Annotated in this window: 29 protein-coding genes and 1 pseudogene; 18 read left to right on the forward strand and 12 right to left on the reverse strand. The window is 63.7% G+C overall.

Translation table 11 applies throughout. The annotated features are described in order from the left end of the window. Positions 1–25: 25 nt before the first annotated feature. From V5279_RS31715 to xoxF5, 3 genes are all read right to left on the reverse strand, one after another. Positions 26–1,135 (reverse strand): S-(hydroxymethyl)glutathione dehydrogenase/class III alcohol dehydrogenase, encoded by a 1,110-nt coding sequence (locus tag V5279_RS31715; protein WP_338691067.1) that lies wholly within the window; start codon positions 1,133–1,135, stop codon positions 26–28. Between the two features lie 49 nt (positions 1,136–1,184). Continuing rightward, positions 1,185–1,661, reverse strand: a complete 477-nt coding sequence (locus tag V5279_RS31720) for a c-type cytochrome, methanol metabolism-related (RefSeq protein ID WP_035976611.1) — start codon at positions 1,659–1,661, stop codon at positions 1,185–1,187. Positions 1,662–1,784: 123 nt separating this feature from the next. Beyond that, positions 1,785–3,590 carry a lanthanide-dependent methanol dehydrogenase XoxF5 gene (xoxF5, locus tag V5279_RS31725; protein ID WP_166305411.1) on the reverse strand — a complete coding sequence of 602 codons (1,806 nt, stop codon included), beginning with the start codon at positions 3,588–3,590 and terminating at the stop codon, positions 1,785–1,787. A gap of 422 nt (positions 3,591–4,012) precedes the next feature. On the opposite strand from xoxF5, the gene V5279_RS31730 reads away from it, so the two are divergent. Together V5279_RS31730 and V5279_RS31735 are read left to right on the forward strand one after the other, a co-directional pair. Beyond that, positions 4,013–4,987, forward strand: a complete 975-nt coding sequence (locus V5279_RS31730; RefSeq protein WP_029080049.1) for a helix-turn-helix domain-containing protein — start codon at positions 4,013–4,015, stop codon at positions 4,985–4,987. Between the two features lie 30 nt (positions 4,988–5,017). After that, entirely contained in the window at positions 5,018–5,434 is a 417-nt protein-coding gene (locus tag V5279_RS31735; RefSeq protein WP_338691068.1) for a YkvA family protein, read from the forward strand. Here V5279_RS31735 and V5279_RS31740 read toward each other — a convergent pair. Beyond that, positions 5,431–6,795, reverse strand: a complete 1,365-nt coding sequence (locus tag V5279_RS31740; RefSeq protein ID WP_338691069.1) for a histidine kinase — start codon at positions 6,793–6,795, stop codon at positions 5,431–5,433. The two genes, V5279_RS31735 and V5279_RS31740, sit on opposite strands and share 4 nt — an antisense overlap. A gap of 181 nt (positions 6,796–6,976) precedes the next feature. Here V5279_RS31740 and V5279_RS31745 point away from each other — a divergent pair, with 181 nt between their 5' ends. Beyond that, positions 6,977–7,597, forward strand: coding sequence for a response regulator transcription factor (locus V5279_RS31745; protein WP_338691070.1), 621 nt, complete (start codon positions 6,977–6,979; stop codon positions 7,595–7,597). 32 nt (positions 7,598–7,629) lie between these two features. After that, positions 7,630–8,469: an S-formylglutathione hydrolase gene (fghA, locus tag V5279_RS31750; protein WP_338691071.1), complete on the forward strand. Its 840-nt coding sequence runs from the start codon at positions 7,630–7,632 to the stop codon at positions 8,467–8,469. A 196-nt stretch (positions 8,470–8,665) separates the two neighbouring features. Here the strand turns inward: fghA and V5279_RS31755 are convergent, their stop codons facing one another. Next, on the reverse strand, positions 8,666–9,145 hold the full coding sequence (locus V5279_RS31755; protein ID WP_338701465.1) for a DUF3280 domain-containing protein: 480 nt from the start codon (positions 9,143–9,145) through the stop codon (positions 8,666–8,668). Between the two features lie 177 nt (positions 9,146–9,322). Here V5279_RS31755 and V5279_RS31760 point away from each other — a divergent pair, with 177 nt between their 5' ends. From V5279_RS31760 to V5279_RS31785, 6 genes and pseudogenes are all read left to right on the forward strand, one after another. Then, positions 9,323–10,504 carry an ABC transporter substrate-binding protein gene (locus V5279_RS31760; protein ID WP_338691072.1) on the forward strand — a complete coding sequence of 394 codons (1,182 nt, stop codon included), beginning with the start codon at positions 9,323–9,325 and terminating at the stop codon, positions 10,502–10,504. 14 nt (positions 10,505–10,518) lie between these two features. Next, entirely contained in the window at positions 10,519–11,487 is a 969-nt protein-coding gene (locus tag V5279_RS31765; protein WP_338691073.1) for a YVTN family beta-propeller repeat protein, read from the forward strand. After that, positions 11,484–12,304: pseudogene (locus V5279_RS31770) on the forward strand (ABC transporter ATP-binding protein). Before V5279_RS31765 ends, V5279_RS31770 begins: the two are co-directional and overlap by 4 nt. Further along, complete coding sequence (locus tag V5279_RS31775) at positions 12,301–13,149, forward strand: ABC transporter permease (RefSeq protein ID WP_338691074.1); 849 nt, start codon at positions 12,301–12,303, stop codon at positions 13,147–13,149. Before V5279_RS31770 ends, V5279_RS31775 begins: the two are co-directional and overlap by 4 nt. Further along, positions 13,146–13,763, forward strand: coding sequence for a hypothetical protein (locus V5279_RS31780; RefSeq protein ID WP_035976578.1), 618 nt, complete (start codon positions 13,146–13,148; stop codon positions 13,761–13,763). Before V5279_RS31775 ends, V5279_RS31780 begins: the two co-directional genes overlap by 4 nt. Before the next feature lie 128 nt (positions 13,764–13,891). Continuing rightward, positions 13,892–14,188 (forward strand): copper-binding protein, encoded by a 297-nt coding sequence (locus V5279_RS31785; protein WP_338691075.1) that lies wholly within the window; start codon positions 13,892–13,894, stop codon positions 14,186–14,188. 26 nt (positions 14,189–14,214) lie between these two features. Here the strand turns inward: V5279_RS31785 and V5279_RS31790 are convergent, their stop codons facing one another. Beyond that, entirely contained in the window at positions 14,215–14,769 is a 555-nt protein-coding gene (locus tag V5279_RS31790; protein ID WP_338691077.1) for a PQQ-dependent catabolism-associated CXXCW motif protein, read from the reverse strand. Further along, a complete protein-coding gene (locus V5279_RS31795) occupies positions 14,766–15,647 on the reverse strand; it encodes a substrate-binding domain-containing protein (RefSeq protein ID WP_338691078.1) in 882 nt (293 codons plus the stop codon). The genes V5279_RS31790 and V5279_RS31795 overlap by 4 nt, the downstream gene beginning before the upstream one ends. A 167-nt stretch (positions 15,648–15,814) precedes the next feature. On the opposite strand from V5279_RS31795, the gene V5279_RS31800 reads away from it, so the two are divergent. Continuing rightward, positions 15,815–16,741 (forward strand): quinoprotein relay system zinc metallohydrolase 2, encoded by a 927-nt coding sequence (locus V5279_RS31800; RefSeq protein WP_338691079.1) that lies wholly within the window; start codon positions 15,815–15,817, stop codon positions 16,739–16,741. Positions 16,742–16,833: 92 nt separating this feature from the next. Then, a complete protein-coding gene (locus tag V5279_RS31805; protein WP_338701466.1) occupies positions 16,834–17,610 on the forward strand; it encodes a quinoprotein dehydrogenase-associated SoxYZ-like carrier in 777 nt (258 codons plus the stop codon). 25 nt (positions 17,611–17,635) lie between these two features. Here V5279_RS31805 and V5279_RS31810 read toward each other — a convergent pair whose 3' ends face one another. Continuing rightward, positions 17,636–17,977, reverse strand: coding sequence for a hypothetical protein (locus V5279_RS31810; protein WP_414645635.1), 342 nt, complete (start codon positions 17,975–17,977; stop codon positions 17,636–17,638). Positions 17,978–18,096: 119 nt separating this feature from the next. Between V5279_RS31810 and V5279_RS31815 the strand changes: the two genes are divergently transcribed. Genes V5279_RS31815 through V5279_RS31830 form a run of 4 tightly spaced genes read left to right on the forward strand, consistent with a single transcriptional unit; the run spans position 18,097 to position 20,893 of the window. After that, positions 18,097–19,059, forward strand: coding sequence for an ABC transporter substrate-binding protein (locus V5279_RS31815; protein ID WP_338701467.1), 963 nt, complete (start codon positions 18,097–18,099; stop codon positions 19,057–19,059). A gap of 2 nt (positions 19,060–19,061) precedes the next feature. Next, positions 19,062–19,799, forward strand: a complete 738-nt coding sequence (locus V5279_RS31820; protein WP_166305366.1) for an ABC transporter permease subunit — start codon at positions 19,062–19,064, stop codon at positions 19,797–19,799. Beyond that, on the forward strand, positions 19,789–20,499 hold the full coding sequence (locus V5279_RS31825; RefSeq protein ID WP_338691083.1) for an ABC transporter ATP-binding protein: 711 nt from the start codon (positions 19,789–19,791) through the stop codon (positions 20,497–20,499). Before V5279_RS31820 ends, V5279_RS31825 begins: the two co-directional genes overlap by 11 nt. 40 nt (positions 20,500–20,539) lie before the next feature. Further along, positions 20,540–20,893, forward strand: coding sequence for a hypothetical protein (locus tag V5279_RS31830; protein ID WP_338691085.1), 354 nt, complete (start codon positions 20,540–20,542; stop codon positions 20,891–20,893). Positions 20,894–20,898: 5 nt separating this feature from the next. On the opposite strand, the gene V5279_RS31835 is transcribed toward V5279_RS31830, so the two are convergent. From V5279_RS31835 to V5279_RS31850, 4 genes are all read right to left on the reverse strand, one after another. Further along, a complete protein-coding gene (locus tag V5279_RS31835) occupies positions 20,899–21,135 on the reverse strand; it encodes a hypothetical protein (protein WP_166305357.1) in 237 nt (78 codons plus the stop codon). A 96-nt stretch (positions 21,136–21,231) separates the two neighbouring features. Beyond that, positions 21,232–22,116, reverse strand: a complete 885-nt coding sequence (locus tag V5279_RS31840; protein ID WP_338691087.1) for a hypothetical protein — start codon at positions 22,114–22,116, stop codon at positions 21,232–21,234. A 218-nt stretch (positions 22,117–22,334) separates the two neighbouring features. After that, the gene (gene pqqA, locus V5279_RS31845) at positions 22,335–22,415 is read right to left on the reverse strand and encodes a pyrroloquinoline quinone precursor peptide PqqA (RefSeq protein ID WP_009031067.1); all 81 of its coding nucleotides are present in this window, start codon (positions 22,413–22,415) and stop codon (positions 22,335–22,337) included. A gap of 342 nt (positions 22,416–22,757) precedes the next feature. Continuing rightward, entirely contained in the window at positions 22,758–23,156 is a 399-nt protein-coding gene (locus V5279_RS31850) for an EF-hand domain-containing protein (protein WP_166305354.1), read from the reverse strand. A 199-nt stretch (positions 23,157–23,355) separates the two neighbouring features. Here V5279_RS31850 and V5279_RS31855 point away from each other — a divergent pair, with 199 nt between their 5' ends. Both V5279_RS31855 and V5279_RS31860 read left to right on the forward strand, forming a co-directional pair. Then, on the forward strand, positions 23,356–23,601 hold the full coding sequence (locus V5279_RS31855; RefSeq protein ID WP_338691089.1) for a hypothetical protein: 246 nt from the start codon (positions 23,356–23,358) through the stop codon (positions 23,599–23,601). A 233-nt stretch (positions 23,602–23,834) separates the two neighbouring features. Further along, positions 23,835–25,499 (forward strand): methanol/ethanol family PQQ-dependent dehydrogenase, encoded by a 1,665-nt coding sequence (locus tag V5279_RS31860; RefSeq protein WP_338701478.1) that lies wholly within the window; start codon positions 23,835–23,837, stop codon positions 25,497–25,499. The last annotated feature ends 46 nt before the right edge of the window (positions 25,500–25,545 follow it).

Raw genomic sequence — 25,545 nt, forward strand, 5'->3', positions numbered from 1 at the left:
CTCCTAGTGCTTGGTGTTTTGATTTTTAGAACACGACGACCGAACGGATCGACTTGCCCTCGTGCATGAGGTCGAAGCCCTTGTTGATCTCCTCGAGCTTCAGCACGTGGGTGATCATCGGATCGATCTGGATCTTTCCGTTCATGTACCAGTCGACGATCTTCGGCACGTCGGTACGACCGCGCGCGCCGCCGAAGGCGGTGCCCTTCCAGACCCGTCCGGTGACGAGCTGGAACGGCCGGGTCGCGATTTCCTTGCCGGATTCCGCGACGCCGATCACCACCGAGACGCCCCAGCCGCGGTGGCAGGCTTCCAGCGCCTGGCGCATCACGTTGGTGTTGCCGGTGCAGTCGAAGGTGTAGTCGGCGCCGCCGTCGGTCAGGCCAACCAGGTGCTGGACGATGTCGCCGGAGACCTTGGTCGGGTTGACGAAATGCGTCATGCCGAACTGGCGGCCCCAATTGTCCTTGGAGTCGTTGATGTCGACGCCGATGATCTTGTCGGCGCCGACCATCTTGGCGCCCTGGATCACGTTGAGGCCGATGCCGCCGAGGCCGAACACGACGACGTTCGAGCCTGGCGTCACCTTGGCGGTGTTCACCACCGCACCGACGCCGGTGGTGACGCCGCAGCCGATGTAGCAGCTCTTGTCGAACGGCGCGTCCTCGCGAATCTTGGCCACCGCGATCTCGGGCAGCACGGTGAAGTTCGAGAAGGTCGAGCAGCCCATGTAGTGGAAAACCGGCTTGCCCTTGTAGCTGAAGCGCGAGGTGCCGTCGGGCATCACGCCCTTGCCCTGGGTGGCGCGGATCGCGGTGCAGAGATTGGTCTTCTGGCTGAGACAGCTTTTGCACTGCCGGCACTCGGGCGTGTAGAGCGGGATCACGTGATCGCCCGGCTTCACCGACGTCACGCCGGCGCCGACCTCGCGAACGATGCCGGCGCCTTCGTGCCCGAGGACCGACGGAAAGATGCCTTCGCTGTCGAAGCCGTCGAGCGTGTAGGCATCGGTGTGACAGATGCCCGTCGCCTTGATCTCGACAAGGACCTCGCCGGCCTTGGGGCCTTCCAGGTCGAGCTCGACGATCTCAAGCGGCATCTTTGCTTCGAATGCGACTGCGGCGCGGGTCTTCATCTTGGTCTCCAACAAATATTAAACAGGTTGCCGTTCGCGCCGGACACGCTCACTTCTTGTTGCCCATGCAGGCGTCTTCCGCCTTGGTGTAGGCTTCCGATTTGTCTTCGTGCTTGGCCGGCCGAACACGCCCGGTCGCATCATTGGCGCGGGCGCGCAGGTACACATAGAGGTCGTCCATGTAGCAGGCAACGTTCGGGTTATCGCCGAATGCCGGCATCACGTTCTCCTGCGCCGTAGAGACATTCTTGCGGCCGCTCGCGACCACGCCCATGAAGTCGGCATAACTCATGGTCTTCAGCGAATCCTTCAACGCCGGCGCGTAGGTCGAGCCCATGCCATCGGGTCCGTGGCAGACGTGGCACTCCGAATGATAGCGGCGGTATCCGGAGTAGGTGTACCAGTCCACCGTGCCGTCGGGCGCCACCTTGAACGTCGGGTCTCCATCCTTGTCGAGATACTTGCCGTCCTCGGACTTGACGGCGGTCGGATCACCCGCGTCCTCGGCGGAGGCAACTCCACCCATTGCCACGACAAAGATCGCGGCACTCACAAACCAGATCTTACGCAAAAGCATATCCTCGCGTGCAGATTGAAGACGGTCCGGCGCATGGAGATCGCTCCATGCGCCGGAACGAGCTTACTCAGCTCACTGCTGCGGCAGCGAGAACACGGTGAGCGTTCCGCCGAGCGCGGTGTAGTTGCTCAGCGCGGCATAGCCACCGACCGCACCGAGACCGGCCGTCGGATCGGTCAGACCGGCCGCGAGGCCGATGCCCGCCCAACCGCCAACACCCGAAAGAATGGCGATGTACTGCTTGCCGCCGTTCTCATAGGTGGTGACGTTGCCGATGATGCCGGACGGGGTCTTGAACTTGTAGAGTTCCTTGCCCGTCTTGGCGTCGACTGCCTTCAGGTAGCCTTCCAGCGTGCCGTAGAACACCACGCCGCCGGCGGTCGCGAGCGCACCCGACCAGACCGAGAACTGCTCCTTGTTCGACCACACGATCTTGCCGGTCTTGCCGTCCCAGGCGATGAAGTTGCCCATGTGGGTTTCACCGGGAGGCGGATACATCGACAGCGTCGCGCCGACATAGGGCTGACCTGCGGTGTAGCTCACCTTGAACGGCTCGTAGTCCATGCAGACGTGGTTGGTCGGCACGTAGAACAGCTGGGTGTCCGGCGAGTAGGCTGCCGGCTGCTCGTCCTTCGAACCGAGCGCCGCCGGGCAGATGCCCTTCACGTTGACGTCCTCGCCGGCCTTGTCGGTCGACGCTGCGTCAAGAACCTTCGGGCGACCATAGGTCGGCGAGCTCTTGTTCATGTCGACGCCGGAGGTCCAGTTCACCTTCGGATCGTACTTCTCGGCGACCAGCAGTTCGCCGGTGGCGCGATCGAGCGTATAGCCGAGGCCGTTACGATCGAAATGCGTCAAGAGCTTGCGCGGGGTGCCGTTGATCGATTGATCCGAGAGGATCATCTCGTTGATGCCGTCATAGTCCCATTCGTCATGGGGCGTCATCTGGTAAACCCACTTGGCGACGCCGGTATCCGGGTTGCGTGCCCAGATCGTCATCGACCACTTGTTGTCACCGGGACGCTGCTTCGGATTCCAGGTTGAGGGGTTGCCCGACCCGTAGTAGACGAGGTTCAGTTCGGGATCGTAGGAGATCCAGCCCCAGGTCGCGCCGCCGCCGATCTTCCACTGATCGCCTTGCCACGTCTTCAGGCTCGAGTCCTTGCCGACCGGCTTGCCGAGCTCGGTGGTCTTGTCGTCGACCAGGATCTGGTCATCCGGACCTTCCGAGAAGCCACGCCAGACCTGCTTGCCGGTCTTGATGTCGTAGGCGGTCACATGAGCCTGGACACCGAATTCGCCACCGGAGATGCCGAGCAGAACCTTGTCCTTGACCACCAGCGGCGCGGAGGTGCCGGTCGAGCCCTTGCTGGGATCGCCGTTCTTCACTGTCCATTCCACCTTGCCGGTCTTGGCATCGAGCGCCACCAGCGTGGTGTCGGCCTGGTGCAGGAAGATCTTGCCGTCGCCATAGGCAACGCCGCGGTTGACCGTGTCGCAGCACATCACCGGAATGACGTTCGGATCCTGCTTCGGCTCATACTTCCAGACGATCTTGTTGTCCTGCGAAAGGTCAAGAGCATAGACCTTGTTTGGGAACGGCGTGTGGACGTACATCATGTTGCCGATGATCAGCGGACCGCCCTCGTGGCCGCGCAGCACGCCGGTCGAAAACGTCCAGGCGACCTGCAACTTTCCGACATTCGAAGCGTTAATCTGATTCAGCTTCGAATAGCGCGTATTGGCGTAGTCGCCAGCCGGCATTACCCAGTCTTTCGGGTTCTGCGACATCTTGCTGAGTTCTTCATTGGCATTGGCAGCTCCGGCGGCGAACACCGCCATGGCGCCAAGGCTGGTCGCGTAAAGCAACTTGCGCATCGTGGATTTCCTCCCAGGGTTCAAGAGCTCAAGGGTTTCCGCCGAAACGGCCCCACTTCTTCCATTTTGGTTGCTCAGTCGTAGTCCGATCGAACCCCGCTGACTTGCCCAGCAGCGAAGCGCCGTTTGCTCAGAAGCGAAGCTTTGTCAGATTTTTGCGGCCGGGCCCCCAATTGGCAGGAAAGGCCGCCTCATGTTGCAGGGCATCAAACGCCCTCGGTGCCGTTCCAGCGTCAGATGGAAGCGGCCCAAGGTTGCGCTTGACGCGCCCAGAACTAAGTCGGAGGATCACCCGACATTAACCGGGAAGAAATCCCGCCGCCTCCCTAAGCTGTTCAGAATCAGGGAGAAGGCGCATCATCCCGGGCCAGACCTAAGCTCGGTGAGCAGTCACGTTGGGGATCGAATCGGTGGCTGGAAAGATGACCGATACAGTCCATTCACTCAGCACGAACGGTTTGACGCCCAAGCGTCAGATCCAGCGCTGGTCGGATGCGCTCACTGACCTCTGCGGTCAGTTCGACGTCGATGCGCTCGAGGGATCTTCGCTCGAGGGCCGGATCAATTTCACGACGGTCTCGCGATTGAAGCTGTGCCAGATCGAGGCAAGCCAGCACCGGATCGCGCACACCATCTCGCGCATCAAGCTGAGCGAGCACCCCTACATCAAGATCGTGTTCCAGACCCATGGCGTCTCGCATTTCGAGCAGGACGGCCTGCACTTCGACATCATGCCGGGCGACTGCTTCGCCTACGATGTGTCCTGCCCGCATACGATCATCAGCCCGTCCCTGACCCGTCACGAGGTTGTCATCGTGCCGAAGGACCTGCTGAAGGAGCGCGGCTTCCAGCTCTCCAAGATGGCGCCGTGCAAGCTGTCGGCGCGCAACGGCACCGGCCGCATCGCCTATGATTTCGTCCATGCCGCGTTCGGCGAGGCCCCGACGCTGACCCCGGTCAACGCGGTCGGCGTCGCCGATGCGCTGATCGACCTGCTGCTGCTGCCGCTGCGCGAGACCGGCGCCATGTTCGACCGCGGCAGCGCGGAGGCGACCTACGTGCGGGCCCAGGGCTTCATCCGCGAGCATCTGCGCGATCCCGATCTCTGCATCGACCGCATTTCCGCGGCGCTCGGCTGCTCGAAGCGCTATCTGCACATGCTGTTCAGCGATCGCGGCATGACCGTCAGTGATTACATCTGGAAGGCCCGGCTGCAGAATTGCCGGCAGGAGCTGGAATCACAGAACGGCAAGACCATCACCGATGTCGCGTTCTCCTGGGGCTTCTCAAGCTCCTCGCATTTCAGCCGCGTGTTCCGGAAGTATTTTGGCATCGCGCCCTCCTCCGTCCACAAGGGTCTGCACGGCGGCATGCCGGCCGACGTGGTGCTGGAATAGCGTTTCCGCCTGGCGTGCAGGCGTCACGCCATGCTGTCCGCGACCAAACTTTCCTCGATCAAGCATTCACTCAAAACCTGGGCGCGAAACCTCAAACGGGACAGCGTCGCGCTGTATCTCGCAGCGCGTGATCCGCGCGTGCCCTGGTACGCCAAGGCCGTTGCGGTCGCGGTGGCCGCCTACGCACTGTCGCCGATCGATTTGATTCCGGATTTCATCCCTGTCATCGGCTATCTCGACGATCTGATCCTGCTGCCGCTCGGCATCCGGCTTGCGATCGCGCTCGTTCCCGACGAGGTGATGGCGGAATGCCGCGCCAAGGCCAGCACCATATTGCAGCGCCCGACCAGCCGGGCCGGCATGACCGCGATCATCGTGCTCTGGATCGCCGGCGCACTGGCGCTTGTCTGGGCCGCCTTCGCATACTTGCCGCGATCCGCCCCCTAGGACGGTGCGGCCTTCGGCACCAGCGCCTCGACCGTCACGCCGTCATCGCCTGAAGTGATATTGAGCGTGCCTCCAAGCGCGAGGATTCGCTCCCGCATGCCGGATAAACCGCGCCCAAGCCGGTGATCCCCGAGCATACCGCGGCCGTTGTCGCGAACCCGCACCAGCGCGCAGCCACGGCTGCCGCGCGGGCCTGCCTGCCGCTCCGCAGGCTCGATCATGATGTCGACTTCAGTTGCGCCGGCGTGGCGGAACACATTGGTGAGCGCCTCCTGGACGATGCGATAGATCGTCAAATCGGCCATCTCGCCGGTCTCGCCGAGATCGGGCGAAATGCAGCTCTCGATCTCCACCTCGGGGTGCGACTCACCCCACATCCGCACCAGCGCGCCAAGCGCTTCCGCAAGCCCGAGCTCGGCCAGTCCGACCGGCCGCAAGCGCTCCAGGATGCGGCGGGTGAACTGCTGGAGCGCATTGACCTGCTCGAGGATGGCATTGCCGTGCTTGCGCAGCGCCGAGGGATCGGGCTTTTCGACCTCCGACAGCCGGTTCAGCGCGGCGGCATGCGCGCGCAGCGCAAACAAATACGGCCCGAACTCATCATGCAGTTCGCGCGCGATCTCCTTGCGCTCGGAATCCTGCAGCGACACCGCGCGTTCGGCCAGCTGCCGCTTGCTGTCCACGGCTTCGCCAAGGGTCGCCGCCAAATGGTTCAGTTTGGCACAGATTGCCGCCAATTCCGGCGATCCGCCGGGCTCGACGCGCGCATCATAATCCCCGGCCTCGATGCCGGTCATGGCCTGCGACAGCGCCTCGAGCGGCGCAAGCGCACGGCCGACCACCAGCATCGTGACGAGAAGCAGCGCCACCGCAATCGCGGAGCCGACCTCGAGCTGGGTGACGATGCCGTCCCAGATCTCGGCCATTTCATCATCCGGATGCGAGGTGATGACCAGCGATTGCGGCTTGCCGTGAACCGAGATCGGCACCCGCACCGAGGTCTGCTCGGGATGCACCAGCGCCACGAACCATTCCGGTGGGGCGCGCGGATCGCCGGCCTCCTCCGCCCGCTCCGCCGGCTTTGCGGTCGCGTCATCCTGCCGCGAGATGCTGACATGGCGCAGCCGGCTCAGGTCCTCGACGATCTGATCGAGCCGCGCATCGGGGTCCGGCGCCTCGTCGAGACCGGCCACGATCGTCGCGACAAACTCGCGCGCCAGCCTGATCACGCTCTGATCCTCGGCCTGGACACGCGGCCCCGCTTCCAGTACGAGCCGCGCAATATTGACGCCCAGTCCAAGCGCCAATATCAGCGCCAGCAGCAGGTTGATCCGTGCGCGCAAGGATAGCTTTTGCCACATGACGTTGCCCCCGACCCGCGATCCCTCCTCCGAGAGGATCGTTGACAGCCAAATTTGCCCGGCTATCTAATCGCAGCCTATCGCAATCTCGCGCCAGGTGCACAAGCGGCCGGAACCGACGTGTGCTTCGTGCTAACCGATGTGATGATGAGTGAGCCAAGGAAGGCCGCGGAACAACGCCATGCGCATTCTGATTGTTGATGATCATCCCATCGTCGCCTCGGGTTGTCGCACCGTGTTCGCCGACGATCCCGAGATCATCCTGCTGGAAGCCGCGGATGCCGAGAGCGGCGAACGGGCTTTCGTCGCTGAAAAGCCCGATCTCTGCGTGATCGACATCAACCTGCCGACGGTCTCCGGCTTCGAGCTGGCGCGCCGCATCCTGTCGCACGATGCGTCCGTGCGCCTCATCATGTTCAGCATGAACGACGACCCGGTGTTCGCCGCCCGCGCCATCGATATCGGCGCTAAGGGCTACGTCTCGAAGACGGGCGATCCCAACGACCTGGTGGAGGCGGTGCGCGAGGTCGGCAATGGCGGCGTCTATTTGCCGCCTGCGATCGCACGCAATGTCGCCTTTGCGCGGCCGGGCTTTGCGCAGAATCCGCTGTCCAAGCTGACGTCGCGCGAGATGGAGATCCTGCGCCTGCTCAGTTCCGGCAAGAGCCTGTCGGAGATCGCCTGGCTGGTGCATTCGTCGTACAAGACGGTCGCGAACACGTCATCGATCATGCGTCAGAAGCTTGGCGTGCGCACCTCGGCAGAGCTCGTGCGCCTCGCGATCGAGAGCGGCGTCGGCTGACGCGCAGCACTCCAACCCAGAGGAATACGACAATGCAGACGGTTTCCCAGAACAAGTCGCATGGCGGCACGCAGGCCGTGTACCGGCATCCAAGCCGCGAGACCAAGACCGATATGACCTTCTCGGTGTTTGTCCCGGCGCACACGGCCGGCGCCAAATTGCCCGTCGTCACCTATCTGTCGGGCCTGACCTGCACGCACGCCAACGTCACCGAGAAGGGCGAATTCCGCCAGGCATGCGCCGAACTCGGCCTGATCTTCGTTGCGCCCGACACCAGCCCGCGCGGCGAAGGCGTCCCCGGTGATCCCGCCAATGCTTACGATTTCGGCCTCGGCGCGGGCTTCTATGTCGATGCGACAGAGCAGCCGTTCGCGACCAATTACCGGATGTGGAGCTACGTCACCGAGGAATTGCCAAAGCTGATCGCCGAGCATTTTCCGGTCGACACGACGCGGCAATCGATCCTCGGTCACTCGATGGGCGGCCATGGCGCGCTGACGGTGGCGCTGCGCCATCCCGATCGTTATCGCGCGGCGAGCGCGTTTGCGCCGATCGTGGCGCCGTCGCAGGTGCCGTGGGGCAACAAGGCGCTCGGCGGCTATCTCGGCAGCAACAAGCAGGCGTGGCGAAAGCACGATGCGGTGGCGCTGATCGAGGACGGCGCCCGCTTCTCCGATCTGCTGGTCGACTACGGCGATGCCGACGGCTTTCTCACCGAGCAGCTGCGGCCCGAACTGCTGAAAGCCGCATGCGAGAAGGCCAACATTCCCCTCACTCTGCGGCGTCAACCGGGCTACGACCACAGCTACTACTTCATCTCGACCTTCATGGCCGATCATCTGCGCTGGCACGCCGCGCGGCTGAAGGCGTGATCATCACTTAGGACAACGCCGGTCCATCTCCGTCACCCCCGCGCAACGGCTTTGCCGTTGTCGCTGGAGGAGCCGCGAAGCGGCGTCTCGAAGGGTCGACGGCCCCTACTTTCTCCGCGCGGCTGGAGGTGGGCCGTTCATCCTTCGAGACACGCTACGCGCTCCTCAGGATGACGGGGAAAATCCGTGCGCGAAGCTATCGCGATTGCGGCACGCCGTAATTCGGGGCGAGCAGGCGGTTGCGCACGAGGTAATTGGTGGCGCGCGACCAGGATTCGTCGGTATTGCCGCGCATGTCGGCGCTCGCCGCGGCCAGCAATTGCCCGCTGTGCACGTCACGCAGATAGAGATTGATGTTGAGGATCAGGTTGGAGACCTTCTGCACCACGCCTGTCATCACGAGATCGGCGCCCAGCTCGCCGGCCAGCTTCACATCGCACCCGCCGCAGGCCTGAAGATTGCTGCCGTGTGCCGCAACATTGACGGGCGAGATGTCGAGCACGCGGAACCTGCCTGATTCCGCGAGCTCCTTGCGCACCTGATCGCCGGTCCGGAGCAGCCGTGCCTGCTCGTCAGTCCGCGGCCCGTTGACCTCGCCTTGCAGGCTGGTGTCGATCATCTCGAGGTCGAACACCGCGAGCCTGGGCGGCTCGGCGCGCGCGGCCGCCGCAGACATCACCAGCAAAGCGACGACGAAGGCGAACGTTGATCTCATGATTGTGAACCAATCGAAATTTGTAACCTCGCAACGACAAAAAGCGGGGTTGCAAGCTAGGCCAATTCGGTCATCTTGCACGTCAACGCATGGTCCGACAATCGCCATGCCCGGTGAAGAAAGACTGCGGGAGGAGTTATGTTCCGATGGCTGATCGGCACGATCGCGCTCAGCATGATGGCGACCGGAGCGCTGGCGGCTGATCCCGTCGAGGTCCATATCGGCTATCTCGGCCACGCCGGCGTCAAATCGACGCTTTCGCTGCTCGACCAGCCGGCCGACAATGACGGCATCGCCGGCGCACGGCTTGCGATCGAGGACAACAATACGACCGGGAAATTCCTCAACCAGCGCTTCGTGCTCGACGAGATCAAGGTCAAGGACAGCGACGACGTCGCCAAGGTCGCGACCGATCTCGCCGGCCGCAACGACTACATCATCACCGACCTGCCCGCCGATGCCCTGCTCAAGGTCGCCGATGCGCTGCGCGACCGCGGCACCGTGCTGCTGAATGCAGGCGCGATCGACGATCGGTTGCGCGAGCAGGACTGCCGCGGCAACGTCATCCATGTCGCACCGACCCGCTCGATGCTGGCTGACGCGCTTGGCCAGTACCTGGTGTGGAAGCAGTGGAAGCGCTGGGTCCTGGTGGTCGGCTCGCACGATCAGGACAAACTCTATGCCGACGCGCTGCGCCGCGCCGCCACGCGTTTCGGCGCCAAGATCGTCCAGGAACGGACATTCGAGGACACCGGCGGCGCACGCCGCACCGACTCTGGCGTCACGCTAATCCAGCGCCAGATGCCGGTGTTCACGCAGCAGGCGCCGGCTTACGACGTGCTGGTCGCGGCCGACGAGAGCGAGGTGTTCGCGAACTATCTGCCTTACCGGACCTGGGACCCGCGGCCGGTGGCGGGCTCGGCCGGCCTGGTGCCGACCAGCTGGGACGCGGCGCATGATCAATGGGGCGCCGTCCAGATTCAGAACCGCTTCATCAAGCTGAACATGCGCCGCATGACGGCGATCGATATGCAGGCCTGGACCGCCGCGCGCATGATCGGGGAAGCCACGTCGCGCACCAATTCGGGGGATCTCAGGAAGGTCATCGCCTTCCTCAAGGGCCCCGACTTCTCGATCGCCGCCTTCAAGGGCACGCGATTGACCCTGCGAAACTGGAATCTGCAGCTGCGCCAGCCGATCCTGCTGGCCGATGGTCGTATGGTGGTCTCGGTCTCGCCGCAGGAAGGTTTCCTGCATCAGGTCTCCGAACTCGACACGCTCGGTGTTGACCGGCCTGAAACGAAGTGCAAGCTGCAGTGAAGGAGAACCAACTTATGTGGCGCCGCTGTCTGTTGACCGGGATGCTGATTTGGCTTGCCGCGGCGCCGGCATCCGCTTTTGTTGCCTATGTCTCCAACGAAAAGGGCAACACGGTCACGGTGATCGACACCACGAGCTGGACCGTGACAAAAACCATCAAGGTCGGCCAGCGGCCACGCGGCATCGAGTTCTCACGCGACGGCAAATTCGTGATGGTCGCGGTCGGCGATGACGACACGATCCAGGTGATCGACACCAAGACCCAGGAGATCGTCGACACCCTGCCCTCCGGCCCCGACCCTGAACTGTTCGCCCAGGATGCCGCCGGCAAGACCATGTATGTCGCCAACGAGAACGACAACACGGTCACCGTGATCGATCTCGAGAAACGCGCCCGGATCGGCGACATCCAGGTCGGCGTCGAGCCCGAGGGCATGACGATCAGCCCGGACGGCAAGATCCTGATCAACACCTCCGAAACCACCAACATGGCGCATTTCATCGACACGGCGACGCGCCAGATCGTCGCCAATGTGCTGGTCGATTCGCGGCCGCGCTTTGCCCAGTTCAAGCACAACAGCTCTGAGTTGTGGGTATCGTCCGAGATCGGCGGGACGGTGTCGATCGTCGATCCCGTCAAGCACGAGGTGACGGGCAAGATCACCTTCGAGATTCCGGGCCTGCGGAGCGAGGCGATCCAGCCGGTCGGCATCGGCATGACCAAGGATGACAAGACGGCGTTCATCGCACTTGGCCCTGCCAACCGCGTCGCGGTGGTCGATGCCACCAGCCACAAGGTGATCAAATATCTCCTGGTCGGCCAACGGGTCTGGCACATGGACTTCACCCCGGACGAAAAATATCTGCTGGTCACCAACGGCGTCTCGAACGATGTCTCGGTGATCGACGTCGCGGCCCAGAAGGTGATCAAGACCATTCAGGTCGGCGAACTGCCCTGGGGGATCACGATCGCGCAGCCATGACCGCAACCGACGCCCATATCGCGAGCCAGCCCTCGCCGGACTCAGCCCCCGGAGCAGAAGCGGCCGTGCAGCCGGCACTGTCGATCGGCAATGTCAGCCACAGCTACGGGCCGCGGCGCGCCCTGATCGATGTCAGTTTCACGGTCGCACCGGCGAGTTTCACCGCGCTGCTGGGCCTCAATGGCGCCGGCAAGAGCACGCTGTTCTCGCTGGTGACGCGGCTGTTCGGCATCCAGAACGGCCAGATCAAGATCTTCGGCCACGACATCAGTCGGACGCCCGGTGAAGCGCTGCGGCTGATGGGCGTCGTGTTCCAGCCGCGCACGCTCGATCTCGATCTCTCGCTGACGCAGAACCTGCTCTATCACGCCGCGCTGCACGGCATCTCGCGGCGCGAGGCGCGGATGCGCAGCGCCGAGGTGCTCGGCCGCATCGGCCTTGCCGACCGCGCCGGCAGCAAGGTGCGCGACCTCTCGGGCGGCCAGATGCGGCGGCTCGAGATCGCCCGCGCGCTGCTGCACCGTCCCAAGCTGTTGCTGCTGGACGAGGCCACCGTCGGGCTCGACGTCAAGGCGCGCGCCGACATTCTCGACCATGTCCGGCAGCTCGTCACCGAACAAGGCATCGGCGTGCTCTGGGCAACCCATCTGTTCGACGAGATCATGCGAACGACGACCTCGTCGTGCTGCATCAGGGCAGGATGCTGGCGCACGGCCCGGTGTCGCGCGTGATCGCGGAGGCCGGCGCCCAGGACGTCAACACCGCGTTCATGCGCCTGACCGGAACGGCCACACTTTCGGGGAGACCGCCGTCATGAGCAGTACGACGGTGACGCCCGAGCGAAGCGGCTTCTCGCTGTCCGAATACATCGTCTGCCTGAACGGCATCGTGTGGCGCGAGGCGCTGCGTTTCCTACATCAGCGCGAGCGCTTCGTCTCGGCGCTGGTCAGGCCGCTGGTCTGGCTGTTCATCTTCGCCGCCGGCTTCCGTCAGGTGCTCGGCATCTCGATCATCCCGCCCTATGAGACCTACATCCTCTACGAGGTCTATATCGCGCCCGGCCTGATGGCGATGATCCAGCTCTTCAACGGCATGCAATCCTCGCTGTCGATGGTCTATGACCGCGAGATGGGCAACATGCGCACGCTGCTGGTCAGCCCGCTGCCGCGCGGCTACCTCCTGTTCTGCAAGCTGCTCGCCGGCACGGCGGTCTCGCTGCTGCAGGTCTACGCTTTCCTCGTCATTGCGTGGTTCTGGGATATCGCGCCGCCGACGATCGGCTATCTCACTGTGCTTCCGGCGCTGGTGCTGTCGGGCCTGATGCTCGGCGCATTGGGCATGCTGATCTCGGCCAGCATCAAGCAGCTGGAGAATTTCGCCGGCGTGATGAACTTTGTGATCTTCCCGATGTTCTTTGCATCGTCGGCGCTCTACCCGCTGTGGCGCGTGCAGGAAGGCAGCCCGATGCTGTATTATGTCTGCCAGTGCAATCCGTTCACCCATGCGGTGGAGCTGATCCGGTTCGCGCTGTATGGCAAGATGAACTGGGTTTCGCTCGCGGTGGTCGGCGGCTGCACGGTGGTGTTCATGATCGGCGCGATCGTGGCTTACGATCCCTCGCGCGGCCTGGTGCGCCGCGGACCCGGCGGAGGCGAGGCATGAGAGGTCTACGAATCGGACTGGGCGCGCTGTGCGCGATGGTTCTGTCGAACCAGGTCGCATCCGCCGCGGACCCGCGCTATCCGGACTGGCCTTGCGCACAGGCCAAGGTGCCCGAGATCTCGCTCGCCGCCGTCTGGGCCGGGCCGCCGCTGGGCGATGCCGAGACCAAATGGAAGGACGATCCGAAGATCAGCGCACTCGCGGCCAAGCTCGCGGCACGCCGCATTCCGCTGGAGGACGCGCAGAAAGAGATCACCGAGTTCCTGTCGGCCGCCGCGGCCGACAAGGCCAATGCGGGAAAGCTGCTGTTCGCGGGCCTGTTCAACACGCTCAACGGGCAGCGGGCCTCGGTGATGAACGGGCTCGAACGCGTGATGCGCAAGCAGCGGGAGGCCGCGGAAAAGATTCGCGCCGATACGCTCGCGCTGCAGGCACTGCAGGACGCCACACCGCCGGATCAGGCCAAGGTCGATGAGCTCGGCAATCAGCTGGTCTGGGAGACGCGGATTTTCGAGGACCGCGGACGCGTGGTGCGATTCGTCTGCGAGGTGCCGACCACCATCGACCAGCGCCTGTTCGCGCTGGCCCGCACCATCCAGCAGGAGCTGGATTGAGGCTGCGACCGATCGCCCCGGCGGTCATGAACATGCCTCCCAATGTGTTCACTTGGGCGGCGCCGATCCGGAACAAACTGCGCGCTCCGCTCGTTGTCTCCAACTATATCTGAAGTTGGGAGGCCTCGATGAGAGCAGCCAAGATCGTCATGACCGGCCTTGCGGCCGCGAGTCTGGTCACGTCAGCGGCTTTGGCCCAGCAACCCATGTCGGGAATGGTCACCAAGATTGACCGATTGAGCGGAACCATCTCGATCCAGCAGACACAGAGCGGAACCGTTGGCGCGGCTAGCGGCGCGATCCAGGAATACAAGGTACCCAAAGGACAGTCGCTGGAGGAGCTTCACGCCGGCGACAAGGTGACGTTCACCGCGGCGGACGGCGACGGAGGCAAGACGATCAGCAAGCTCGACAAGCAGAAGTAGCTCGCAAACCGCGCGTGAGGGCGGGCTCATTGCTCGCCGACGCGCGGCTCGGGCTCCGCATCCGCCAGCGGCAGTTTGGCGCGCCCCCACCCGTCGGTTCCATCCGGATACCACGCCACGTTGCGGTAGCCGTAAGACAGCACGCGCTTGGCGGCATTCCACGACATCCAGCAATTCTCCTGGCAGTAGATCACCAGCAGTCTCGCCTTGTCGTCGCCGGAGGCGCGGGTCAGTCCGCGTCGCAGATACGTTTCCGTCGGCGCGGCGAGCCTGCCGTAGCCGGTGTCGGGCAGCCAGATGCTGCCGGGGATATTCTGATGCGGCCGCTCGCGCCACACCGTGCCGGCGGGCAGATTTGGCTTCGGCGCGCGCGGCAGCACGTCGACGAAGGCGCCGGATTTCTCGCGCCAGATCGCTTCCGCTTCCGCGGTCGTGAGCACCTGTGCGCCGGCAAGCGTTGTCGGCACCGGCGCGCGATAGTCCTCGGTGCGATAGCCCTCGGGTTCTGCGGGATGGTCCTGCGCGCGGACAGGCGAAGCGGCGACCAACATCACCGCAAGCATGGCCGCAAACCTGATCATGGCGACTTGGTTGCGGTCTCCGGCCCGATCGGACGGTCGTTCTCGTCGAGCAACGGAACGCCGTAATCGAGCAGGATCTTGTTGATCGCCGGCTGGTTCTCCTGGATCAGGCGATTGAGCTGCCGCTTCCAGTTCTGATCGGACCCACGCACGCCCATGCCGATGCGATAGACAAGCTTCGGTCCCGTGGTCTCCTTGACCAGCGGCGTGATATGCAGCGGCGGGTTCGCCTTCTTGGCGTAATAGCCCGCCATCGGTCCCCACAGGATGCCGGCGTCGATCTCACCCTTGGCGAGATCGTTCATCATGGCCTCGGCCGACGAATCGTAGCGCGTGTCGATCATCAGCGGATAGGGCTTGGCGTTGCTCATCAGACCGTTGATGGCCATGTTGGTGGCGGGCGGCGTTCCCGCAACGATACCGATATGCTTGCCCTTCAGCCGCGCGTCCTCGAGCGTCGTGACCTCGTCGAGCCCGCTGCCAGGCTTGGCGACGATCGCATAGGCCGTGCGATAGTAGGGATTGGTGCCTTGCGCGAGGTCATCGCCTTGTGGAAATCCCATGATCACGTCGCAGCGATGCGCCGCGAGCGTCATCCGCACGAAGCCGGTCGCCTGCGGAAAGAACATGTAGTCGAGCTTCTTCTGCAGTTTTTCGGCAAACAGCTCGCCGAGCTTGTTCTCAAAGCCCTCGCCCTTTTCGTTCGAGAACGGCAGGTTGCGCGGATCGGCGCAGATACGCAGCACTTTGGCATCGATCAGCTCGATGGAGAGTTCGCCCTGATCATTGACCTGCGCGTGCGCGATGTCGCGCCCGGCCAGACAGGCGATGAAGCCTGCAAGCGCGAGCAGAACAGGACGGTATCCGGCAATTCTCATCACGCGGTCTCCTCTCGAACGGACGCTTCGCCGTCATCCAGCAATTGCAGGGCGTACCATGACGTGCAACAGGGATAATGATCGCGACAGCGCCGCGTTGCTTGTTGCAGCGCAAACTGGCGCGCGCCGACATTGATCGCGCGTCCCGGAGAAACTGAGGCTGAAACATGGCTCATGGCGGTTCGGTGCTTGCGCTGCTCCTGATGCTTTGGGCGCCGACCATAGCGTGGGCGCAAGAGGCGGAATTGCCTGTGAGCGAAGTCGCCCCCGGAATATTCGTTCACACTGGGGTCATTGCGTTGATGACGCGCGAGAACGAAGGCGCCATCGCCAATGTGGGATTCGTGGTCGGCGACAGCGCCGTCGCCGTCATCGACACCGGCGGCAGTGTCCGCGAAGGGCGGCAATTGCTCGCCGCGGTCCGCAGCCACACCGACAAGCCGATCCGCTACGTGATCAACACCCATGCGCATCCCGATCACAGCTTCGGCAACGCGGCCTTCGTGGGCGACGGGACCAGCTTCGTCGGCCACAAGACCCTGCCCCGCGCGCTGGCGACGCGCGGGCAATTCTATCTCGACGGCTTTCGGCGCACGATGGGCGACGCGTTGATCGACGAAGTCAGGATCATTCCCCCGACCGTGCTGGTCGAGGACACGCTGAAGCTCGACCTCGGCGGACGCAGCCTGACGCTGAAGGCGTGGCCGCCGGCGCACAGCGACAACGACCTCACCGTGCTCGACGAACAAACCCAAACCCTGTTCGCCGGCGATATGGTGTTTCTCATCCATATTCCCGTGGTCGACGGCAGCCTCAAGGGCTGGCTGCGTGCGCTTGACGACCTCCCGGCGATTGCCGCCGAGCGCGTGGTTCCCGGTCACGGCCCCGTGAGCGCATGGCCTGCGGCGCTCGCCGACCAGCGGCGTTATCTGGGTACGCTGACCTCAGACGTCCGTGCGCTTCTCGCGAGCGGCAAGCCGATCACGGCAGCCGCCGAGCATGCCGGCGAAGCCGAGCGGCCGCGCTGGCAATTGTTCGACGATTACAACGCCCGCAACGCAACTGCAGCATTCTCGGAAATTGAATGGGAGTAGCTGTTGGTCCTATAATGACGCAGCTCGCATAGGATTTCGCGAACATGCCTCGACATCGCGCCCGCCTGCTTTGCATCGCCAGCTTTCTCACGATGACGCTGGGCACATCGGCTGCGCCCGCCGCCGAGGCCTATGATCCCTGGCCGGGCCTCGTCCAGGACATCTTCAGCAACCGCCCGATGAACGACGGCGGCGACGTCATCGGCATCGAGATGCCGGCGCGCGCGGAAGACGCCGCGATCGTCCCGGTGACGCTGCGTACCAAGCTGCTGCCCAGCGACAGCCGCCGCGTCGTCGCGATCACGCTTGTCATCGACGAGAACCCGGCGCCGATGGCCGCGAAATTCACGCTGGGGCCGAGCGCCAACGTCAGCGAGATCTCGACCCGCGTCCGCGTCAACAACTACACCAATGTGCACGCCGTCGCCGAGCTCAGCGACGGCAAGCTCTATGTCAGCAAGGTCTATGTCAAGGCATCCGGCGGCTGCTCGGCGCCGGCCGGCAAGAACGTCGAGGAGGCGAAAAACCGCCTCGGCCAGATGCGCTACCGCCAGTTCACGAAGTCCGAACGGGGTCCGGCGACCAGCACGCGGGAAGCCCAGATCATGATCGGGCATCCGAACAATTCGGGCCTGCAGATGGACCAGGTCACGCAGCTCTATATCCCGGCCTTCTTCGTCAACGAGCTGCACATCTGGCAGGACGACAGTCCGGTGCTGGCGATGGAGGGAGGAATCTCGATTTCCGAGGATCCCAATATCCGCTTCACCTACGTCTCGAACGGCGCAAAACTCTTCCGTGCCGAAGCCAAGGACACCGACGGGCACGTCTTCGAGCACGAATGGAAGGTCGAGAATCCCGGGACCTGAGGCACCGTCGATCTCACTATAGACGTTAGAAGCACCTGACTTCGGCCTCGGCCTGGGCGCGCCTGAGGTCATTGAGGGCGTTCGCGGCCTGCTCGGACGAGCGGAACTGGCCGCCCAGATTGCCGCGCACCTGCGACATGCTCAGCACGGTCTCGGCGGTGATGTAGCGATCATAGGGGATGATCGATGCGACGACGTCGATCGAGCAGGAACATTGCTCGATCGACTGCCGGCTTTCGCCATTGGCCTTCATGCAGCCGAACACATATTCCGCCCGCGCCGAGGTCGGATAGTCGTTGACCTCCTGGGCCCGCACGCTGATGGCCGTCCCGGCGAGCACCCAGACGGCGACAATCGGTCGTAGCATGCCAGCTCCTGCCATGGTCCTGCTTCCTCTTCTCTTCGCGCAAGCTATGCTATGGATGTTGATCAGAAAAGAAAACATTCGGGGAAGTGGCACAAGAAACGATGATCATCTCTGTTCGCATGGTGTTGGCTGCGGCGGTCCTGGCGGTCATGCAGTTCGGCACCTCGTGCAACGCGGAGACCATCCGCATTGCAGCGCAGAAGACCGGAACGCTGGCCTGGGAACTGGCCATCATTCGCTCCCATGGCCTCGACAAGAAGGCGAATCTGTCGATCGACGTCACCGAGCTCGCCAGCCCCGAGGCCGGCAAGATCGCGCTGCGCGCCGGCTCGGCCGACGTGATGGTGTCCGACTGGCCCTGGGTGTCGCGGGAGCGTTCGCTCGGCGCCAAGCTGCAGTTCTATCCCTATTCGAGCGCGCTTGGGGCCGTGATGGTCCCCGCCGCCTCGCCACTCAAGACGCTCGCGGACCTCAAGGGACGCAAGCTTGCCGTCGCCGGCGGCGCGATCGACAAGAACTGGCTGCTGCTGCAGGCCGCGATGAAGCAGGACGGCGTCGACCTGAAGTCGCAGTCGACCATCGTCTATGGCGCGCCGCCGCTGCTTACGGCCAAGACGCTCGACGGCGAGATGGACGCGACGCTCAACTACTGGAATTTCTGCGCCGCGCTTGAAGCCAAGGGCTTCCGCCGTCTCGCCGGCATGGAAGAAATCCTGCAAAAGCTCGGCAGCAAGGGCCGCATCGCAATGATCGGCTACGTGTTCGACGAAGCCTGGGCCAACGCCAACAGGGATCTGGTGGCTCGTTTCATCGCCGTGACGCGCGCCGCGAAGCAGATCCTGGCAACCTCGGACGCCGAATGGGAGGCGATCGCGCCCCTCACCGGTGCGCAGGATGCCGCAACCCTGCATGCCTATCGCGACCGCTACCGCGAAGGCATCCCGCGTCGTTCGATCGCGGACGAAGAAGCGGATGCGCGCGTACTCTACCGGGTGCTGGCGCAACTCGGCGGCCGCGATCTGGTCGGCACGGCAACCGAGCTCGATCCCGGCACATTCTATCAAGCGATCCCGGGAGACTAGCGGTGCTGCGTCTCCTGTCCTTCGCGCTATTCATCGCGACCTGGTGGATCGCCTCGCTGCTGATCGGCGATGCGAAGCTGCCGGCACCGCCGGCGGTGCTGTCCGTGCTCGTCGCCGAAGCCCGATCGGGGGCGCTGTTCGTCAATCTCGGTGCAACGCTGGCGCGCGTCGCGCTGGCCTTCACGCTCGCGATGGCGCTCGGCTCGGCGATCGGTTACCTGATGGGCCGCGTCTCGCTGGCCAACCGCCTTGGCGACCCCTGGCTGATCCTGCTGCTCAATTTGCCGGCACTCGTCGTCATCGTACTTGCCTATATCTGGGCCGGGCTGACCGAAGTCGCCGCGATCGTGGCGATCGCCATCAACAAGCTGCCGACCGCCGTCGTCACGCTACGTGAGGGCGCCCGCGCACTCGATCCCGCGCTCGACGAGATGGCAACGGCGTTTGCCTTGCCGCGCGGCCGCGCCTTCCGACATGTGATCCTGCCGCAGCTTGCACCCTACATTGCGGCCGCGGCGCGCTCGGGACTCTCGCTGGTGTGGAAGATCGTTCTGGTCGCCGAATATCTGGGCCGGCCGAACGGCGTCGGCTTCGAGATCGGCGTCGCCTTCCAGCTGTTCGATATCCCCTTGCTGCTCGCCTACTCGCTGAGCTTTGCTGGTGTCGTTCTCGTCATCGAGACCCTGCTGGTGCAGCCGTTTGAAACCAGGCTAACGCGGTGGCGGCTCCGTGCAGCTTGAGGTCGATATCACAGGCAAGAGTTTTGCGAGCGCGGCCGGGAAACGGCACGACGTGCTCGACAACGTCACCTTCACGTTGAACGCCGGCGAGGTTGGCGTGCTGTTCGGCCCGTCGGGCTGCGGCAAGAGCACCCTGCTCAGGATCCTCGCCGGGCTCGACGGCAACTACCAGGGCCACGTCGCGCGCTCGCCCGGCATGCGCCTCGGCATGGTGTTCCAGGAGCCGCGGCTGCTGCCCTGGCGCACCGTCGAGGAGAATGTGCGGCTGGCCGCACCTCACGTCGACGACAGCACACTCTCGACGCTGTTCGAGGTGCTCGAACTGACCGTGCACCGCAACCATTTCCCCGGCGAGTTGTCGCTCGGCCTCGCCCGCCGCGTCGCGCTCGCCCGCGCCTTCGCCATCGAGCCGGATTTCCTGATCCTCGATGAGCCGCTGGCCTCGCTCGACAATGCACTCGCGGGGCGGCTGCGCGATCAGATCGCGACTCTGGTGGCAAGCCGGAAGATGATGACGCTCCTGGTCACCCACGATCTCGACGATGCAGTCCGCCTCGGCGACCGCCTGTTCTTCCTGTCGCCGCGGCCGGCGCGTATCCTTCACGTCGAGACCATCGCCGCACCGCGCGCGTCGCGCGATGATGCCCAGATCGGAGAAATCAAGCGGCAGCTCTCACAGTTGGACCTTGCAAATATGTGAGACGCCGTCATCCTTGGACAAAGCGTAAGGGAGAAATTGGATGTCGCGCGCGTTGATTGCTGCTGGGGTTGCGTTGCTTGTGCTGCCGGGCGCGGTGCTGGCCCAAAGCAAGGGCAAGGGCATCCGGCTGTGGAATCTGACCAGCGCCACGATTTCGAGCTTCGAGCTGTCGCCGGCGGGCAAGAACGAGTGGGGTCCCAACCAGACGCTCAATGACAAGGACAAGGAAGTCGACCACGACGAGCGGCTGCGCATCACCGGCGTCGAGCCCGGCCGCTTCGACGCCAAGGTCGGCTACAGCGGTGCCAAGCAATGCTTCGTCCGCGACATCGAGATCAGGGCCGACGCCGTGTTTTCGGTTTCCGACAAGGACCTGAAGGACTGCAACAAGTAGAGCGCCTAGCCCGCCGGCGGCTCGCCACCGGTGCCGGCGCGGTCATTGCTGTGCGGATATTCACAGCGCCATCGCACCGCGGTCCATTTCGGATGCTCACCGACCCATTGCGCGATGTAAGGCGGCGCGGCCATGGCGCATTGCTGCAGCGAGCCGCTCCAGTTGAACACCAGATGCTGCTCCTCGCAGGTGGCGGGCGACAGCACGGCACATACAGTGACGATCAGATCAATCGGGTTCATGCGCGATCCCTAAGCGTGCTCATGAAGTAGATAACACGACGGAATACGTAATCAGCCAAGACAGAGTTTCACAGCCCCGTGAGAGGACGTGGGAACCTAGAAGTTGAGACCGTACACCAGCCGCGCCTGATGGCGCTCAAAATTGACCAGATCGAGGGCGCCGCTGCTCCCGGCGTGCTGTCCCCAGGCCTGGACGCTCCAGGTCGCCGTCAGGCGTGAGCGCTCGGATATCTGGAAATAGGCGGTCGGCCCGATGAACAGCGCTTGCCCGAACAATTCATCGAGCCCGATCCCCTCATACTTCCGGAAATAGCGCACTTCGCCGCCGAGCAGGATATCCGGCTTCACCTTGGCCATCAGCCCGAACGCGACGCCGACCGTGGCATCCTGCTCTGCTGTGCCGGTGCGCGGCATCCGCGTCCATTCCGGCTCATAGCTGACGTTCAAGGCCGCCACCATAAAGTTCGGGATCACTTCGCGGTCGAACGCCAGCGTGAGCTCGGTGCCGTAGCTGCGGACGGCCGCGGCTGTCACTTCGTCGACGCGGTCGGCACGTGTCTCCAACGCGACGGTCATACCGAATGGCGCCGACTCGCGATCGAGAAAGCGATAGCGGAAATCGGCCGAGACGCTCTGCCACGACAATTGGCGGCGATCGTCAAAGCCGGGGACGCGGTTGATGTCGTAGGCCGAGAACGAGGTTCCGAGCTCGACGCGAAAATTCGGCGCCGGAACGAGCTCGAGCTCGAGCTCCTGATTGAGCGTGCGATACCGGCCGCCGACCTTGGCGAAGCGTCCGGTGGTCTGAGTCTGAAACTCGCGCTCGCCGACCTCCCCCACATCGGAGCCGATCATGAAGCCGAAGATGTGCTCGGTATCAAAACCCTCGGCATAGGCGCCGAGCGGCAATACCGCGGCGACGCCGGCAACCGCCGCGCACACCACGCCTACCCAACGCCCGATCTTGATTGCGAGATTCATCGTCCCCTAGCACCACCTTGAACCGCACTGTAGGACAAAGCGGCACGGCCCGCCAATCGCACGGGCGATGTCGATCTCAAGGTCCTGTGGGAACGATGTGAGGGAAGCTGTTCGAGCGACTGCGTCGGAGCCGCGAAAGTACTTTGCGCGAAAGACGCCTGCCACGGCCCGATGCAGCAAGCTGCACCAGCCGGGCAGGCTGTCTCACATTACTTGCGTTACTTGCGCGCCGCGCAGGCGTACATGTTGATTTCCATGCCCACCGGCACTTCGACGATCTTCGGTGTTTTCCAGGCCATTTCCTTCTCCCAAGTATAAGTTGGCGCAAGCTTCGCGCCGCGCGGCAAGCTAGGGCTGGCTTTTCCAGCGCGCAAGCCGGGGTGGTCGGGACCCGACTTCGCTGCTGGACATGCCGGAACGGACGACGGCTCGCTGACGCCTGCCCGGCTTTGGAACGGCTGGGAAATTCCGACACTGTTCTGTCAGGCATTTTCCGGCTGCCGGGCAGCGGCGCACGGATAAGGAGACCCGATCACGGCAGCCGAGTCTTGCCCAAGAGCGAAATCGCAACTTTTTTTGTTATGCGCCGGATTCCAGCGTCAATGACCGGAATCGGCCCCGTGGAGGGTGCTGCCGGAAGCTTATTTGAGCAGGCGCAGCAGTGCCCGGCCGGCGCGCGACTTCAGCTCTTTCGCATCCAGCGTTCCGTCATTGTCGGGATCGGCGGCCTTGAAGCGCTGCTCGACGACCGCGAGATATTCGTCGAGCGTCAGGGTGCCGTCGTGATCGGGATCGGCCATCGCCAGCTCTTTCGCGGTCAGCCGTCCGCGCAATTCGCGCACGTCGAGCGTGCCATCATGGTCAGGATCCAGCTTCGCGAACAGGTCGGCGGCCGCCTTCTTGGCTTCGGCAAGGTCGACCGTCCCGTCATTGTCGGGATCGAGCATCTTGAGCACGCTGCCGCGGCCGGATGCCGCCAAAGCGGGGCCCGCGAGGGCGGCCATGCCCAAAGTCAAAGCAAGCGATCGGCGCGAAATCATCATTCGTCTCCCTTGCGTGCCGCTCCGGCGACGTGACGAAGCGCGCGCTGCAAATCGAGACAAAGCATAGCAGCTTTGGAGACGCGCCGTACAGTTTGCACAGCCGGTAAGCCCTCGTCGGGTTTCGGGTGGAACGAGACTGCCCCACCGGTCATCTCTGGAGTCCTGACGCATAGCACCAGAATGAACGAGGTCATCCATGAGCGGCATTTGCAGGAATGCGTTGGGCTGCCTTGTCGTGCTTGGCCTGATCGCGCCGGTGTCGGCACAGACCAGAGCCCCTGACCGATCCGCGGAGGCGGTCCAGCAACGCACGCTCACCGGCAAGGAGCGGCTCGGCCGCAAATGGACCGACGAGCAGCGCATCGACAATTGCAATGTGCCACCGGACAAGCGGGGCACGAAGCCGCGCCCGAGTGCCTGTCCCCATTCGCCGTCAAGCTGATCGAACCGTGCGCGTTGCGACATAACCGCGGGCCACGCGTGGTGTTGTGTATTCCACGCCGCGGTAAGCTACGGACGCATCTGCGAAAAACCTGACGTTCTTGACCGGGTCGCCGCGTTCGCTGGGGTTCGTTCACGTTTTCGTATTGACCCGTTTTGCTTTCAGGCCGATGGTTGCATCCGCAACGTCAGGGAATAGGCGTGCAGCAAAAAGGTTCATTGGGAGGAGATATGATGAGACGCATTGCGCTGGCCGCAAGCCTCGTGATTCTTGCATCGTATGGTGCAAGCGCGCAGACCAACGAACAGTTGGTCAAGGGGGCGACTGATACATCTAACGTTCTCAATTATGGAATGGGCTACAATCTTCAGCGCTTCTCGCCGCTGAACCAGATCAACAAGGACACCGTCAAGAATCTGGTGCCGGTCTGGAATTACAGTTTGAACGACGACCGCAGCGAGGAATCGCAGCCGCTCGTCTACCAGGGCGTCCTTTACGTCACCACCCACAGCGCCACGATCGCGATCGACGCCAAGACCGGCAAGCAGATCTGGAAGACCAAGGTCGAGTATCCCGCCGAGACGCCGCGTATCGTCTGCTGCGGCATCATCAATCGCGGCGCGGCGCTCTATGACGGCAAGGTGTTCCGCACCACCCTCGACGCCAACGTGATCGCGCTCGATGCCAAGACCGGCAAGGAGCTGTGGCGCGAGAAGGCCGCCGACATCAAGGAAGGCTACTCGATGACGGTGGCGCCGCTGGTCGCCGACGGCGTTGTCATCACCGGCATCTCGGGCGCCGAATTCGGCACCCGCGGCTTCATCGACGGCTGGGATCCCGCGACCGGCAAGAAGCTCTGGCGTACCTATTCGATCCCGACGCCGGACGAGCCCGGCGGCGACACCTGGAAGGGCGATACCTGGAAGCTCGGCGGCGGATCGACCTGGATCACCGGCTCCTATGATGCCGAATTGAACACGGTGTATTGGGGCATCGGCAATCCCGGCCCGTTCAATTCGGCGGTGCGCCCGGGCGACAACCTCTACACCTGCTCGGTGCTCGCGCTCGACCCGAAGACCGGCAAGATCAAGTGGCACTACCAGTTCTCGCCGAACAATCCGTTCGACTATGACTCGGTGGCCGAAATGGTGCTCGCCGACATGAATGTCGAGGGCAAACCGACCAAGGTGCTGATGGATGCCAACCGCAACGGCTTCTTCTACGTGCTCGATCGCACCAACGGCAAGCTGCTCGCGGCCAATCCCTATGTGAAGGTCAATTGGGCCACCGGCATCGACATGAAGACCGGACGCCCGATCGAGACCGACGTCAGCAAGGATGCGCGCGACGGCAAGAAGGTCACCGTCTATCCGTCGATCCTCGGCGGCAAGAACTGGGAGCCGATGTCGTACAATCCGCAGACCGGCCTCGCCTACGCCAACACGCTGGCGTTCGGCGGCAAGTACAAGGCCGAGCCGGTGACGTTCAAGCAGGGCGAGTGGTATCTCGGCATGGACCTCACCGATCCCTGGGAATGGGGCACCGGACCGCGCGGCCATCTCAAGGCGATCGACCCGATGACCGGCAAGGCCAAGTGGGAAGCGCCGAGCGACATTCCGCGCTTCTCCGGCGTGCTCTCCACCGCCGGCGGCGTAGTGTTCTCCGGTCAGCTGACCGGCGAGTTCGAGGCATTCGACGCCGACACCGGCAAGAAGCTCTGGCAGTTCCAGACCGGCTCCGGCATCGAAGGGCAGCCCGTCACCTGGCAGCAGGACGGCGTGCAGTATGTCGCGGTGACCAGCGGCTATGGCGGCGTCTACGCACTGTTCTCCGGCGACGAGCGGCTGGCGAAAGTGCCGCCCGGCGGGTCGCTGTGGGTCTTCGCGGTCAAGAACTGAGCGCGGAGCGCACGTGACTGAAAGAGTAACTCTGTTGACGGCGGCG

Origin of the sequence: Bradyrhizobium sp. 26S5 (genome assembly GCF_036923295.1) — a bacterium.
Taxonomy (GTDB): domain Bacteria; phylum Pseudomonadota; class Alphaproteobacteria; order Rhizobiales; family Xanthobacteraceae; genus Bradyrhizobium; species Bradyrhizobium septentrionale.

Bases quoted from the DNA above. Each gene is read 5' to 3' on its own strand.
- V5279_RS31715 (WP_338691067.1), bottom strand. From the start codon at position 1,135: ATGAAGACCCGCGCCGCAGTCGCATTCGAAGCAAAGATGCCGCTTGAG.
- V5279_RS31720 (WP_035976611.1), bottom strand. From the start codon at position 1,661: ATGGGTGGAGTTGCCTCCGCCGAGGACGCGGGTGATCCGACCGCCGTC.
- xoxF5 (WP_166305411.1), bottom strand. From the start codon at position 3,590: ATGCGCAAGTTGCTTTACGCGACCAGCCTTGGCGCCATGGCGGTGTTC.
- V5279_RS31730 (WP_029080049.1), top strand. From the start codon at position 4,013: ATGACCGATACAGTCCATTCACTCAGCACGAACGGTTTGACGCCCAAG.
- V5279_RS31735 (WP_338691068.1), top strand. From the start codon at position 5,018: ATGCTGTCCGCGACCAAACTTTCCTCGATCAAGCATTCACTCAAAACC.
- V5279_RS31740 (WP_338691069.1), bottom strand. From the start codon at position 6,795: ATGTGGCAAAAGCTATCCTTGCGCGCACGGATCAACCTGCTGCTGGCG.
- V5279_RS31745 (WP_338691070.1), top strand. From the start codon at position 6,977: ATGCGCATTCTGATTGTTGATGATCATCCCATCGTCGCCTCGGGTTGT.
- fghA (WP_338691071.1), top strand. From the start codon at position 7,630: ATGCAGACGGTTTCCCAGAACAAGTCGCATGGCGGCACGCAGGCCGTG.
- V5279_RS31755 (WP_338701465.1), bottom strand. From the start codon at position 9,145: ATGTCTGCGGCGGCCGCGCGCGCCGAGCCGCCCAGGCTCGCGGTGTTC.
- V5279_RS31760 (WP_338691072.1), top strand. From the start codon at position 9,323: ATGTTCCGATGGCTGATCGGCACGATCGCGCTCAGCATGATGGCGACC.
- V5279_RS31765 (WP_338691073.1), top strand. From the start codon at position 10,519: ATGTGGCGCCGCTGTCTGTTGACCGGGATGCTGATTTGGCTTGCCGCG.
- V5279_RS31775 (WP_338691074.1), top strand. From the start codon at position 12,301: ATGAGCAGTACGACGGTGACGCCCGAGCGAAGCGGCTTCTCGCTGTCC.
- V5279_RS31780 (WP_035976578.1), top strand. From the start codon at position 13,146: ATGAGAGGTCTACGAATCGGACTGGGCGCGCTGTGCGCGATGGTTCTG.
- V5279_RS31785 (WP_338691075.1), top strand. From the start codon at position 13,892: ATGAGAGCAGCCAAGATCGTCATGACCGGCCTTGCGGCCGCGAGTCTG.
- V5279_RS31790 (WP_338691077.1), bottom strand. From the start codon at position 14,769: ATGATCAGGTTTGCGGCCATGCTTGCGGTGATGTTGGTCGCCGCTTCG.
- V5279_RS31795 (WP_338691078.1), bottom strand. From the start codon at position 15,647: ATGAGAATTGCCGGATACCGTCCTGTTCTGCTCGCGCTTGCAGGCTTC.
- V5279_RS31800 (WP_338691079.1), top strand. From the start codon at position 15,815: ATGGCTCATGGCGGTTCGGTGCTTGCGCTGCTCCTGATGCTTTGGGCG.
- V5279_RS31805 (WP_338701466.1), top strand. From the start codon at position 16,834: ATGACGCTGGGCACATCGGCTGCGCCCGCCGCCGAGGCCTATGATCCC.
- V5279_RS31810 (WP_414645635.1), bottom strand. From the start codon at position 17,977: ATGCTACGACCGATTGTCGCCGTCTGGGTGCTCGCCGGGACGGCCATC.
- V5279_RS31815 (WP_338701467.1), top strand. From the start codon at position 18,097: ATGGTGTTGGCTGCGGCGGTCCTGGCGGTCATGCAGTTCGGCACCTCG.
- V5279_RS31830 (WP_338691085.1), top strand. From the start codon at position 20,540: ATGTCGCGCGCGTTGATTGCTGCTGGGGTTGCGTTGCTTGTGCTGCCG.
- V5279_RS31835 (WP_166305357.1), bottom strand. From the start codon at position 21,135: ATGAACCCGATTGATCTGATCGTCACTGTATGTGCCGTGCTGTCGCCC.
- V5279_RS31840 (WP_338691087.1), bottom strand. From the start codon at position 22,116: ATGAATCTCGCAATCAAGATCGGGCGTTGGGTAGGCGTGGTGTGCGCG.
- pqqA (WP_009031067.1), bottom strand. From the start codon at position 22,415: ATGGCCTGGAAAACACCGAAGATCGTCGAAGTGCCGGTGGGCATGGAA.
- V5279_RS31850 (WP_166305354.1), bottom strand. From the start codon at position 23,156: ATGATTTCGCGCCGATCGCTTGCTTTGACTTTGGGCATGGCCGCCCTC.
- V5279_RS31855 (WP_338691089.1), top strand. From the start codon at position 23,356: ATGAGCGGCATTTGCAGGAATGCGTTGGGCTGCCTTGTCGTGCTTGGC.
- V5279_RS31860 (WP_338701478.1), top strand. From the start codon at position 23,835: ATGAGACGCATTGCGCTGGCCGCAAGCCTCGTGATTCTTGCATCGTAT.